The 12,144-nt window shown below is 60.7% G+C and carries 11 protein-coding genes; 3 read left to right on the top strand and 8 right to left on the bottom strand.

The features are described from left to right. Positions 1–409: 409 nt before the first annotated feature. The 3 genes from RWK44_RS09505 to RWK44_RS09515 all read left to right on the top strand — a co-directional run bounded on the left by RWK44_RS09505 (position 410) and on the right by RWK44_RS09515 (position 5,790). Positions 410–1,600, top strand: a complete 1,191-nt coding sequence (locus RWK44_RS09505; RefSeq protein ID WP_131639733.1) for an efflux RND transporter periplasmic adaptor subunit — start codon at positions 410–412, stop codon at positions 1,598–1,600. A 12-nt stretch (positions 1,601–1,612) separates the two neighbouring features. Continuing rightward, positions 1,613–4,939, top strand: a complete 3,327-nt coding sequence (locus tag RWK44_RS09510; RefSeq protein WP_131665208.1) for an efflux RND transporter permease subunit — start codon at positions 1,613–1,615, stop codon at positions 4,937–4,939. 167 nt (positions 4,940–5,106) lie between these two features. Further along, the gene (locus RWK44_RS09515) at positions 5,107–5,790 is read left to right on the top strand and encodes a Crp/Fnr family transcriptional regulator (RefSeq protein WP_131639735.1); all 684 of its coding nucleotides are present in this window, start codon (positions 5,107–5,109) and stop codon (positions 5,788–5,790) included. A 19-nt stretch (positions 5,791–5,809) separates the two neighbouring features. Here the strand turns inward: RWK44_RS09515 and ureG are convergent, their stop codons facing one another. The 8 genes from ureG to RWK44_RS09555 all read right to left on the bottom strand — a co-directional run bounded on the left by ureG (position 5,810) and on the right by RWK44_RS09555 (position 12,138). Next, positions 5,810–6,421 (bottom strand): urease accessory protein UreG, encoded by a 612-nt coding sequence (gene ureG, locus RWK44_RS09520; protein ID WP_003542294.1) that lies wholly within the window; start codon positions 6,419–6,421, stop codon positions 5,810–5,812. Positions 6,422–6,511: 90 nt separating this feature from the next. Beyond that, positions 6,512–7,183: an urease accessory protein UreF gene (locus tag RWK44_RS09525; protein ID WP_017961736.1), complete on the bottom strand. Its 672-nt coding sequence runs from the start codon at positions 7,181–7,183 to the stop codon at positions 6,512–6,514. 6 nt (positions 7,184–7,189) lie between these two features. Beyond that, positions 7,190–7,768 carry an urease accessory protein UreE gene (ureE, locus tag RWK44_RS09530; RefSeq protein WP_131665209.1) on the bottom strand — a complete coding sequence of 193 codons (579 nt, stop codon included), beginning with the start codon at positions 7,766–7,768 and terminating at the stop codon, positions 7,190–7,192. A gap of 86 nt (positions 7,769–7,854) precedes the next feature. Continuing rightward, the gene (locus RWK44_RS09535) at positions 7,855–8,718 is read right to left on the bottom strand and encodes a GGDEF domain-containing protein (RefSeq protein WP_168284854.1); all 864 of its coding nucleotides are present in this window, start codon (positions 8,716–8,718) and stop codon (positions 7,855–7,857) included. A gap of 331 nt (positions 8,719–9,049) precedes the next feature. Beyond that, the gene (locus RWK44_RS09540) at positions 9,050–9,721 is read right to left on the bottom strand and encodes a TIGR02117 family protein (protein ID WP_316028714.1); all 672 of its coding nucleotides are present in this window, start codon (positions 9,719–9,721) and stop codon (positions 9,050–9,052) included. 31 nt (positions 9,722–9,752) lie between these two features. After that, positions 9,753–11,465: an urease subunit alpha gene (ureC, locus tag RWK44_RS09545; protein ID WP_316028715.1), complete on the bottom strand. Its 1,713-nt coding sequence runs from the start codon at positions 11,463–11,465 to the stop codon at positions 9,753–9,755. A gap of 9 nt (positions 11,466–11,474) precedes the next feature. Next, positions 11,475–11,885 (bottom strand): PIN domain-containing protein, encoded by a 411-nt coding sequence (locus RWK44_RS09550; protein ID WP_077979099.1) that lies wholly within the window; start codon positions 11,883–11,885, stop codon positions 11,475–11,477. Further along, positions 11,872–12,138 carry an AbrB/MazE/SpoVT family DNA-binding domain-containing protein gene (locus RWK44_RS09555; protein WP_017961742.1) on the bottom strand — a complete coding sequence of 89 codons (267 nt, stop codon included), beginning with the start codon at positions 12,136–12,138 and terminating at the stop codon, positions 11,872–11,874. The genes RWK44_RS09550 and RWK44_RS09555 overlap by 14 nt, the downstream gene beginning before the upstream one ends. Positions 12,139–12,144: the final 6 nt, after the last annotated feature.

Consider the following 12,144-nt stretch of genomic DNA (forward strand, 5'->3'; position numbering starts at 1 on the left):
ATCATGCTCTATTTATTTGATCTAGATGCTGATTTAGATTTTAGGCCAGTCGGCTTACATTATCAGCATCTGGTAACTGGAAAAAAAAGCCTTGCAACTGTCGCATTTATCGGGCGTCAAACGTCTTAGAGATAAGACGCGATCAATCTTCGTAATGTTGACATAACCTTGCGGTGATTGATTGACGTCGGATGGTAATTATTATCGCCAAATGGGGAATTGTTTTCTGCCGGACTTGTAGATCGAGCAAATCGATACCACCTACAAGCCGAATTTGCCGGCGAGGGATGAAGACGGCAAAGGATCGGCGGATACCTCTGAGAATGCAGGAAGGGCAGTGGCCTGATCGCGCGCTGAGTGGCAGACGCTCGAGTTCGGCCAACCTTATCATAAGATTGGACGAAGACGCATGGCACGCAAGCCAATTGGAATTCTAGGCGCTTCTACTCTTTTTGCAGCGGCACTTGCTGCATCCACCGCTTTTTCGCAAGAAACGCCGGTCGCAAAGCCGCAGCAGAACCTGCCGGCGATCGTCGTCACCACGGCGGTGAACCGCACCCTCGTCGACCGTGTCATCGGCACAGGAACGGTCAAGCCCGTCGAGGAAGTCTATATCCAGCCGCAGGTCGAAGGCCTCTCGATCCGAACATTGAAAGCCGATGTCGGCGACAAGGTTCAGGCCGAAAGCACGCTGGCGACGCTCAACGATGACGCGCTGGTGCTGGAGAAGAGCCAGATGATGGCGACGAGGGCCAAAGGCGAGGCAAGCCTCGCCCAACTGCGCGCCCAACTCATCGAGGCACAGGCCAATGCCGAACAGGCGAGGCAGCAGCAGGCTCGCGCTCAGGAAATGGTCAAGAAGGGTACCGTTTCCACCGCCCAGGTCGAACAGGCCGATGCGACTGCCGCCGCCGCCAACGCCCGTGTCGTCTCTGCCGAACAGGCGATCGAGGTCGCCGAAGCCGATCTCAAGGTCTTCGACAGCCAGATCGCAGATGCGGATTTGAAGCTGGCGCGCACCGATGTGAAGACGCCGGTCGCCGGCACGATCTCGGCAAAGAACGCCAAGGTCGGCGCCATTGCTGCCGGCACCAGCGACCCGATGTTCACGCTTATCCGCAACGGCGATATCGAGCTTGTCGCCGAAATCGCCGAAAGCGATATCGTCAGGGTGATGGCTGGCCAGAAGGCGACGATTTCGCTTTCCGGTAGCCGCGAGAGACTTTCCGGCGCCGTGCGTCTGGTTTCGCCGACCGTCGATCCCGTCACCCGCCTCGGCCTCGTTCATATCTCCATCGATGATGACAGCAAGGCGCGTTCCGGCATGTACGGCAGCGCCGAGATCATCGTCCGCGAGACTGAAGGCGTAGCGCTTCCCCTGACCGCAGTGCTCACCGGCAATGAAGGCTCCTCCGCCCGCAAGGTCGAGGATGGTGTGGTGAAATTCGCCAAGATCGAGACCGGCATCCAGGACGGTGCCTATGTCGAGATCATAGAAGGATTGAAGACCGGCGACGAGGTCGTGGCCAAGGCGGGCGCCTACGTTCGCGACGGCGACCACATCACACCGGTGCGTGAACAGCCCCCGGCTTCCAACTAAAGAGACCATCCGATGAATTTTTCAGCCTGGTCCATTCGAAATCCGATCGCGCCGCTCCTGACCTTCTGCCTGTTGATGTTCATCGGCATGCAGTCCTTCAATACGCTGCCGATCACGCGCTTTCCAAACATCGACGTGCCGCTCGTTTCGATCAGCGTGACGCAGAGCGGCGCTTCGCCGGCTGAGCTCGAAATGCAGGTTACAAAGGAGATCGAAGACGCGGTCGCCTCCATCACCGGCATCGACGAAATCCAGTCGACGGTGACCGACGGCAGCTCGCAGACAAACGTCATGTTCCGGATGGAAGTGCCGACGGAGCAGGCTGTCCAGGACACCAAGGATGCGATCGACCGCATTCGCAGCGACCTGCCGGCAACGGCCGAAGCACCGATCGTCTCCAAGGTCGATGTCGAGGGACAGGCGATCCAGACCTTCGCCGTTTCCTCGCCTGCCATGTCGCTGGAAGAACTTTCCTGGTTCGTCGACGACACGATCAAGCGTTCGCTGCAAGGACAGGCCGGCATCGGCCGCGTCGACCGTTACGGCGGCGCAGAGCGCGAAGTGCGTATCGAACTCACCCCTGACAAGCTCAATGCCTACGGCATCACTGCCGCGAGCGTGAACCAGCAGCTGCGCGGCACCAACATCGACCTCGGTTCGGGCCGCGGCCAGGTGGCGGGCAGCGAACAGGCGATCCGTGTTCTCGGCGACGCCCGCAACGTCGCTGACCTCGCCAATACGACCATTGGCCTGCCGAACGGCCGCTTCGTCAAACTATCCGATCTCGGCGTTATCAAGGACACCTATGAGGAGCCTAAATCCTTCTCGAGATTCAACGCTACGCCGGTCGTTACCTTCGGCGTTTTCCGCTCGAAGGGCGCCAGCGAAGTCAGCGTCGCCGAAACCGTGGCGCAGAATCTCGACAAGGTGCGAGCCGAAAACCCGAATGTGAAGATCGAACTGATCGATGATTCGGTCTATTTCACCTACGGCAACTACGAAGCCGCCATTCATACGCTGCTCGAAGGTGCGCTGCTCGCCGTCATCGTCGTCTTCCTGTTCCTCAGGAACTGGCGTGCGACGCTGATTTCGGCAATCGCCCTACCCTTGTCCGCGATCCCGACCTTCTGGATCATGGACATGATGGGCTTCTCGCTGAACCTCGTCAGCTTCCTCGCGCTGACGCTTGCGACCGGCATTCTTGTCGACGATGCGATCGTGGAAATCGAAAACATCGCCCGCCACATCAAGATGGGCAAGACGCCCTATCGGGCGGCGATCGAAGCGGCCGATGAAATCGGTCTTGCCGTCATCGCCACCACCTTCACGATCATCGCCGTCTTCGTGCCCGTTTCCTTCATGCCGGGTATTCCGGGCCAGTACTTCATCCAGTTCGGCCTGACCGTCGCCTTCTCGGTCTTCTTCTCGCTGATGGTCGCGCGCCTCATCACCCCGATGATGGCCGCCTATCTCATGCGCGCCGAAGACGGCATGGAAGACCATCACGACAATGATGGCCTGCTGATGCGGGGATACACGCGTCTCATACGTGGCACGACCGGCCGCTGGTACACGCGTTATGCCACGCTGATTGTCGCATTCGCTTTCCTGGCCGGCTCTGTTCTGCTGCTGATGCAGGTTCCCGGCAGCTTCCTGCCGCCGGAAGATGCCTCACGCATCGTTCTCTCCGTCGAGCTGCCGCCCAATGCACGGCTCGACGATACCGAGAAGACGACGGATGCGATCTATGACAGGGTCAAGGACATCAACGGCGTCGAAAGCGTCTTCGTCCTCGGCGGCGCGTCGCCGAAGGGCGATCTCGAACTGCGCCGTGCGACCATCACGCTCGCGCTTCACAAGCTCGATCAATCGCTCGTCAAGAAGGTGGTCAACGACGTGCTCGGCGACATACCGGTCGTCGGCCCGATGCTGCCGAAAGTGGAAGTCCACGGCCGTGAACGCCCGCAATGGGATATTGAAAAGGAAGTCTTCGCCAAGCTGCGCGACATTCCCGATGTCCGTATCCTGAAGCTCAATGACCGTGGCGAACGCGACCTCTCCTTCAACTTCCTCTCCAAGAACGACAAGGACCTGAACGACGCCGTCGGCATTCTGGAATCCAAGCTCCGCGCCGATCCGCTGCTTGCCAATGTCAGCGCCGACGGCTCGCTGCCCCGTCCGGAACTGCAGGTTCATCCGCGCATGGATGAGGCCGCCCGCCTCGGAATCACGCCGCAGCAGATCTCCGAGACGATCCGCGTCGCCACCATCGGCGATGTCGATGCCGCCCTAGCCAAGATCTCGCTCGACGATCGCCAGATCCCGATCCGGGTCCAGGCCGCAGTCGACATGCGTCGCGATCTCGCGGCCATCAGGACATTGAAGATCCAGACCGCCAACGGTGGCACCGTTCCGCTCGCGAGCGTCGCCAATATCGACTATTCGGAAGGCGTAAGCTCGATCAAGCGCAACAACCGCTACCGCGTCGTCTCGATCGGTTCGGATCTGCCCCAGGGCGTCGCACTCGACACAGCCTCCGCCCGCTTCCGCGAGATAGTCAATGGGGCCAATATTCCGGCTTCCGTGCGTCTTGCAGAAAGCGGCGACACCAAGGTGCAGACCGAGATGCAGCAGAGTTTCGTCAACGCCATGTTGATGGGCCTGCTGCTGGTGCTGACGGTGCTGATCCTGCTCTTCAAGGACGTGATCCAGCCCTTCACCATCCTGTTCTCGCTGCCGCTCGCCATCGGCGGTGTCGCGGCCGGCCTGATCCTCACCAACAATCCGCTGTCGATGCCCGTCATGATCGGCATCCTGATGCTGATGGGTATCGTCACCAAGAACGCCATCCTGCTCGTCGATTTCGCAATCGAGATGCGCCATCAAGGCATGGCCCGCGTCGAGGCCATGGTCGAAGCCGGCCGCAAACGCGCCCGGCCGATCATCATGACCTCGATCGCCATGTCGGCAGGCATGCTGCCTTCCGCTCTCGGTGTCGGCGAAGGCGGCTCATTCCGCGCGCCGATGGCGATCGCGGTGATCGGCGGCATCATCGTTTCGACAGTGCTCTCGCTCGTCGTCGTGCCCTCCTTCTTCCTGATCATGGACGACCTCTCCCGCCTGCTCGGCTGGGCTTTCGGCCGCCTGGTCGGCAGGAAGGACGACGAGGAACTGCCGCTGTCGCGCGAGGATCTCACCCGCGTCACCCGGGAGAACCGCGGCGACATCGACTCGCTGGAGGAGCGCCTGACCGCGATCGAAAAGCCGGAAAGCAAACGCAAGACCGCCAATGGCAACGACACCAACGTGCTGCGCCTGCCGCCCTTCGCGGCTGAATAAGCAAAGCCGAGGAATTGAACGGGCCGGGAGCGATCTCCCGGCCCGTTTCGCTTTTTTTCATTCATCTCTGACGGTTGACCAAAATCAATTCCATCGCCGTCTCCTTCCCGTATTTTGCCCGGCAGGCATAAGGAATTGAAAAGACCGCCATATCAGGGGACCGGGAGATGAACAGAACGCCGACATTCGACGGCCATGAGGCCGCTGTGCTCGCCAAGGCTGACTTCATGGCCGGGCTCGACCACGACGAGGCTGAAGCCCTGCGCGCCTGCGCCACCGTTCTCCTCTGCGACCCGCACGCCGTTCTCTTCGAGGAGGGCGACAAGGCGGCCTATTTCTATTGCATGCTCAGCGGTTATGTCAGGCTCTATCGTCACAAGGGCGACGGCAGGCAGGCCGATATCCGCATCTGCGAGCCCGGCGACAGTTTCGCCGAATGCCTGATCCACGCCGACGAAACCTATCGTTACGGCGCGCAGGCGATGGATCATGCCGTGCTGGCGTGCTTTCATATCGCCAAGGTCCGGCTGTTGCTCGATGAGCAGCCGCGGATCGGCAAGGCGATCATGCGCAGCCTGTCGCTGCATCTGATCTCGACGATGGAATGCCTGGCAAGCGACCGCATGCAGACCGCGCCGCAGCGCGTGGCTAACTATCTGCTGACCCATTGCATCGAGAACGGTGCGACCGCTTCGCTGCGGCTGCCCTTTCCGAAAAATCTGCTTGCCCGCAAACTCGGCCTCGCACCGGAGGCGCTTTCGCGCGCCTTCTCGGCGCTGAAGACGAAGGGTGTCACGGTGCGCGGCCGGGCAATCGCCGTCCGCGACGTCAAAGTGCTGCGGCAGATCTGATCGCCAAAACCATCCCGCTTTAAAGCCCGCCCTGCTCCCTGAGGAAGCTGACGATCGAGCTGACGCCGTCGCCGCGCTTCATGTCGGAGAAGACGAAGGGGCGGCTCGCACGCATGCGGGTTGCATCCCGGTCCATGACCTCGAGATCGGCGCCGACATAAGGCGCCAGATCCTTCTTATTGATGACGAGCAGGTCCGACCGGGTGATGCCAGGCCCGCCCTTGCGCGGGATTTCCTCGCCTTGGCAGACGGAGATGACATAGATGGTGATATCGGCAAGATCGGGCGAAAAGGTCGCTGCCAGATTGTCGCCGCCGGATTCGATGAAGACGACGTCGAGATCGGGGATCCGCTGGTTAAGGCCGGCGATCGCCTGCAAATTGATCGTCGCATCCTCGCGGATGGCGGTATGCGGGCAGCCGCCCGTCTCGACACCGACGATGCGGTCCGAAGTCAATGCCTGCATCCGCACCAGCGCCTCGGCATCCTCGGTCGTGTAGATATCGTTGGTGACGACGGCGACGGAATAATCGTCGCGCATCGCCTTGCAGAGCTTTTCGGTCAGCGCCGTCTTGCCCGAGCCGACCGGCCCGCCAATGCCGACACGCAAAGGACCGTTTCTCGATTTCATGTGCCTTACTCCAATCGAACCCCGATGATAACGAAGCCGCCCGCCCGCGCCACCGTCAAATGACGCAGCCGCAGCGATAATTTCGGACAATCACGAACGGAACAGCCGTGTCGCCTGCGTCTCGTGGCGCAGGCTGGCAATATCGGCCTGCACTGTCGCCGAACCCAGATCGTCGAGCGTCGAGGCTGCCGCCCGCCGGGCGACCTCCGCGATACGGTCTTCCAGACCGGCAAGAACGGCGAGGCCATCCCGTTGCCCGGCGACACCGAGGCGGATACCTGATGAAACCGCTTGTGAGACATAGGCATGCAGGAAGGCGGCGAGCGCCTTCTCGGGCCCTATGCCATGGGCGCCCGTCACCGCCCCGACCGCAATGGGATACGCGACCCTGTCAGGTAGCCGCTCGAACACCCCGTCGGGCCAGGCCCGCGCCGCTGCGAGGAAAGCCTCACCGAGCAACATCGTTTCCTGATGCCGCTCGCGTGATCCGGCCAGCGCCTCGGCGAGTGCAGCGACTTCGGCAAGGCGTGCGGGTTCTGCCTGTTGCCTGTGGCTTTCGGCCAGAAGCACCGCATCGTTCCAGGCCGACCCATTCCCGACCAGCGTGCCGATCCAGGCCGCAAGCGAGGTCGCATCCGTAACGAGCCCGTCGGCCACCGCCCGCTCCAGCCCGCCCGAATAGGCAAAGCTGCCGATCGGAAAGGCCGGCGAGAGCCATGCCGTCAGGCGCAGCAATGCCTGCAGCTCGCGATCCCTGGTCATCAAGACTCAGTCGTGCTTGTGGTCATGATCATGACCGCGATCGTGGCGGTGCTCATGCTCATGCTCGTAGCCATGTTCGTGATCGTGGTCATGGCCGTGATCATGCCCGTGGTCATGATTGTGATCGTGGTCATGCCCATGCGAATGCCCGCCTTGGGAATGATAGGCGCCGCGCGCCGGCTGGAACGGCTCGTCGATCTCGAGGACGACGGCGCCGAGACCCTGCAGCATGGCGCGGATGACATGATCGCGGAGGATGACGATGCGGTCTTCCTCGATCTGCGCGGCAAGATGCCGGTTGCCGAGATGCCAGGCGAGCTCGACCAGATGGGTGCGGTCGCGACCGCGGATTTCGAAGAGTTTCTCGTCGGCGGCGAGGATCTCGATCAGTTCGCCGTCGTCGCGCACCAGCAGGTCGCCATTGGCGAAAAGCACCGGATCCTTGAGATCGAGCATGACCATCTCACCATTTTCCAGATGCAGCAGCTTGCGGCGCAGATGGCGCAGATCATGCGGCAGCTTGACCTGGGCGATTGGGTGGGAGGAAGGGGTTCCGGCGGGAAGATAGGAGGTGACGCGCTGCATGACATGTCCGTTTTTCTGAGAGGACGACCATGCAAAATAGCTCTTCCCGATGCAAGCACCAATGGCCTTTCGTCCGGCTTCGGCTTTTATATTCCGTAAGCCTGCATCACATTGTCGCTCTCCGGGCCTCTGTTCTCGCCGTCGACGCCGTTCTCGACGAGCCCGTGCCAGGCGTGATGAAGACCTTCCCGTTCATGTACGACGCGATTGCGCCCGAGCGCCTTGGCGAGATAGAGCGCCCGGTCGGCGGAGGCATAAACCGCCTGCTTGTTGCGCCCGGCGACGAGATCGGCAATGCCGCCGGAAACGGTGATGCGGATATCGTGCCCCTCGGCCTTGATGGCGCCGCCGGCGATCCGGGCCCGGACACCTTCAATACGCTGCATCCGTGCCTCCAGCGGCTCGCCGGATAGGATCACACCAAACTCCTCCCCACCCAGCCGTGCGACGACGGACACCTCATCGAAGGCGGATGTGAGCATGCCCGAAACGGCGACGATAACGGCATCGCCGCAGCCATGGCCGAAGCGGTCATTGATCGTCTTGAAACGATCGACGTCAAAAATCACTAGGGACGCGTTGCCATCGATATTCTCAAGCGCCTCGGCAAAGGCGCGCCGGTTGAGCAGTCCGGAAAGCGTATCCGTGCGGCTGAGCTTTTCGAATTCCGCCCGCGAGAGCGCAAGATCGCGCATGGCAAAGCCGGCAAACAGCGACAGCATGCCGGAAACGGTACCGCCGATCAGCCAGGAAAAGATCGCGCTGAAGCCGATTGCATGGGCGAGCGTCACCGGTAGAAGCCCGAGAAGATCGAGCGATGGCATCGTCAATGCGATAATGACTCCTGAGAGAATAACGGCAAGAAAAGCCATCTTCAGGGCGAAGACATAGACGTTCCTGCGGTATTGAAGATCGCCGAAATCGGCCTGCAGCGAAATCCAGTTTCTCATGAGAATCAACCTTCCTGCTCGGCGTTTCCAGGCATTGATAAGAGCCCAATTGCTGCGGGTGTCTTAATTGACTCGTTAAAATTCGAACGGTTTTGGACGTTTTGGTGGACAGAATTTTTCTAGCAAAGGATGCAGCTTTCCAGTCCCTGAATCGAACAGCGCAGAGAGACAGTTAAATAATTGATATAAAAGGGATTTATAGAGCTTCCAGACGCGGTTGCTCCAGAATGGCTTAACTGAAGAAAATACCGGTTTTTCCACCGATTTTTACAACCAGATGGAGAGCGCTATTCACAATTCCCTTTAAGAGCGGACCGGCTCGACGGCTGCTTCAATTGTAGACAGAAACAGACAATCGCAATGCTTGTGGAAGCGGGTTCCATATGCCTGTTCGAAGCCCAGCCGAGCGCAGGGCAGCGGCAGTCCAGGTGTTGCAGCCGAAGAGGGCGTTGAAGTATCCCCTGGCCTCGAAGAACCGGTCGATCTCGCCGTAACCCACACCCGGAATCGGCACCACCGCGCCCGCGTCGCGGACGAAGCTCTCGGAGATAAAGTCGCGCAGCTGCGCTAATTGATCCTCACTGACATTGAATGCCGCAACGGTGGGCTGCGGCTCGGTGATAGGGCCAGCAAGGTCCACATGCAGCACTGAACGGTCGATCGTCAGCGCGCGCAACACCGGCAGCGGCTTCAGCTCCGCCCATATGGGCGTTTCCAGATAGAAGGCACGACCGCCCCAGCCGATAATGAGCCACTCCGCGCTCGGATGGCCGAGCGGAAAATCGGTATTGTCGAGGAAGGAAAAGGCAGCCCGCGTTTCCGCGTCGAGCGGAATGGCAATATCGGTATGGATCGGGCCTGACAGCAGCAGAACCCGATGCGTCACTGCGGCAGATGACGCCTTGACCGGCGCAATCAGCGGCCGGGGAATAAGGGTCCCGCAGACCGCCGAAAGCACGAGCAGGAATACGATCCGCAACAACCAGCGGATACCTGTCCTCATCGCAGCCGTCCATCACACATCGGACGTGGGCCTAGAACAGGAAATAGCGCTGCGCCATCGGCAGCACCCTCGCCGGCTCGCAAGTCAGCAGCTCACCGTTCGCCCTGACCTCGTAGGTCTCCGGATCGACCTCGATCTCGGGTGTCAGGTCGTTGTGGATCATCGATGCCTTGGAGATGCCGCCGCGCGTATTCTTCACCGCGACCAGTTCCTTGGCGACGCCGAGCCGGCCTTTCAGGCCGCCGTCGAGCGCGGCCTGGCTGACGAAGGTGACGGAGGAATTGGTGAGGCTCTTGCCATAGGAGGCAAACATCGGCCGGTAATGTACTGGCTGCGGCGTCGGGATCGAGGCGTTCGGATCGCCCATCGGGGCGGCCGCGATCGAGCCTCCGAGCAGCACCATATCGGGCTTCACGCCGAAGAAGGCCGGATTCCACAGCACGAGGTCGGCGCGCTTGCCGACTTCGACCGAGCCGATCTCACGGCTGAGACCATGGGCAATCGCCGGGTTGATCGTATATTTGGCGATATAGCGGCGGACGCGGAAATTGTCGTTGTCGCCTTTTTCCTCCTTCAGCCGGCCGCGCTGGCGCTTCATCTTGTCGGCCGTCTGCCAGGTGCGGATCGCCACCTCGCCGACGCGGCCCATGGCCTGGCTATCGGACGAGATGATCGAGAAGGCGCCGATATCGTGCAGGATGTCTTCGGCGGCGATCGTCTCCTTGCGGATCCGGCTTTCGGCAAAGGCGATATCTTCGGGGATCGACGGCGACAGATGGTGGCAGACCATCAGCATGTCGAGATGCTCGGCGATGGTATTGACCGTATAGGGACGCGTCGGATTGGTCGACGACGGGATGACGTTCGGCTGGCCGCAGATCTTGATGATATCAGGCGCATGCCCGCCGCCTGCTCCTTCCGTGTGGAAGGCATGGATGGTGCGGCCCTTGATGGCGCCGATCGTATCCTCGACGAAGCCGCTTTCGTTCAGCGTATCGGTGTGGATCATCACCTGCACGTCGTATTCGTCGGCAACCGACAGGCAGCAGTCGATGGCGCCTGGTGTCGTGCCCCAATCCTCGTGCAGCTTCAGCGAGGTGGCGCCCGCCAGCACCATTTCGGTCAGCGCCCCCGGCAGCGAGGCATTGCCCTTGCCGGCAAAGGCGAGGTTCATCGGGAAGGCGTCGGCCGCTTCGATCATGCGCGCGAGATGCCAGGGACCGGGCGTGCAGGTGGTGGCGAGCGTGCCGTGTGCCGGACCGGTGCCGCCGCCAAGCATGCAGGTCATGCCGCTCATCAGCGCTTCCTCGATCTGCTGCGGTGCGATGAAATGGATATGGCTGTCCATGCCGCCAGCGGTGACGATCTTGCCTTCGGCGGCGATCGCCTCCGTGCCCGGGCCGACGATGATGTTGACACCCGGCTGCATGTCGGGATTACCCGCCTTGCCGATCGCGACGATGCGCCCATCCTTGAGGCCGATATCGGCTTTGTAGATGCCCGAATGATCGACGATCACCGCATTGGTGATGACCGTATCGACCGCGCCATCCGCCCGCGTCACCTGGCTCTGTCCCATGCCGTCGCGGATCACCTTGCCGCCGCCGAACTTCACCTCCTCGCCATAGATGGTGAAATCCTTCTCGATCTCGATGAAAAGCTCCGTATCGGCAAGGCGTACCTTGTCGCCGGTGGTCGGTCCGAACATGCCGGCATAGGCGGCGCGCGAGATCTTGTAGGGCATATTCTGGTTCTACCTCTGGAGTTCCGAAAAATTGGGAGATTTCGATGCGGCCCGGTCGAAAGTCAGGGTCGTGCGGCAGCCGTTTCGCTTGTTGATTTCGCCGATGAGATGGTCGGAAAAATCGCCCGGAAATGCGATGAAGCTGCTCAACGATGCCTCTACGGTCGCAGCGTCCTGGACCATTACATTTGACATGTGCAGCAGCCTTGTCATGACCCCGGCAATGACCTCCTTGCTGTATTTCAGCTTCTGCCGAAGCACCCAGATCGTCTCGACAACGACCACATGGTTGACGAAGAACGGTTCGCGGCTCCCCACAACGGCAGCGCGAACCAGGGCGAACTGGTCCGGCGTGTGGTCCCCCTCGGAAAGATCGGTGAGAAAGATCCTGAGCAGGATATTCGTATCAATCCCCAGCATTCCATGATCCCGTCGCCATTGCACCGCGCGCCTCGGCGATCCATTTTTCAATGTCATCGCCCGAAACCGGTTCGTCGCTCTTCAGAACTCCTATCAAGTCGGCAAGACTTTCTCTCAGCACACGAACTTCGAAAACGCCGTTGGAATTCGCGACGAAATCGATCCGGTCTCCGGCATGAATGTCCAACGACTTGCGCAACCCTGCAGGCAGCGTGATCTGATTTTTCGATGTGACCTTTGCCGATGTCGCCATAACAAG

Source organism: Rhizobium sp. 25PS6, from assembly GCF_032464655.1.
GTDB classification, from domain to species: Bacteria; Pseudomonadota; Alphaproteobacteria; order Rhizobiales; family Rhizobiaceae; genus Rhizobium; species Rhizobium laguerreae.

What these genes read in the sequence shown, in the direction of transcription:
- RWK44_RS09505 (WP_131639733.1), top strand. Translation starts at nt 410, where the DNA reads ATGGCACGCAAGCCAATTGGAATTCTAGGCGCTTCTACTCTTTTTGCA.
- RWK44_RS09510 (WP_131665208.1), top strand. Translation starts at nt 1,613, where the DNA reads ATGAATTTTTCAGCCTGGTCCATTCGAAATCCGATCGCGCCGCTCCTG.
- RWK44_RS09515 (WP_131639735.1), top strand. Translation starts at nt 5,107, where the DNA reads ATGAACAGAACGCCGACATTCGACGGCCATGAGGCCGCTGTGCTCGCC.
- ureG (WP_003542294.1), bottom strand. Translation starts at nt 6,421, where the DNA reads ATGAAATCGAGAAACGGTCCTTTGCGTGTCGGCATTGGCGGGCCGGTC.
- RWK44_RS09525 (WP_017961736.1), bottom strand. Translation starts at nt 7,183, where the DNA reads ATGACCAGGGATCGCGAGCTGCAGGCATTGCTGCGCCTGACGGCATGG.
- ureE (WP_131665209.1), bottom strand. Translation starts at nt 7,768, where the DNA reads ATGCAGCGCGTCACCTCCTATCTTCCCGCCGGAACCCCTTCCTCCCAC.
- RWK44_RS09535 (WP_168284854.1), bottom strand. Translation starts at nt 8,718, where the DNA reads ATGAGAAACTGGATTTCGCTGCAGGCCGATTTCGGCGATCTTCAATAC.
- RWK44_RS09540 (WP_316028714.1), bottom strand. Translation starts at nt 9,721, where the DNA reads ATGAGGACAGGTATCCGCTGGTTGTTGCGGATCGTATTCCTGCTCGTG.
- ureC (WP_316028715.1), bottom strand. Translation starts at nt 11,465, where the DNA reads ATGCCCTACAAGATCTCGCGCGCCGCCTATGCCGGCATGTTCGGACCG.
- RWK44_RS09550 (WP_077979099.1), bottom strand. Translation starts at nt 11,885, where the DNA reads ATGCTGGGGATTGATACGAATATCCTGCTCAGGATCTTTCTCACCGAT.
- RWK44_RS09555 (WP_017961742.1), bottom strand. Translation starts at nt 12,138, where the DNA reads ATGGCGACATCGGCAAAGGTCACATCGAAAAATCAGATCACGCTGCCT.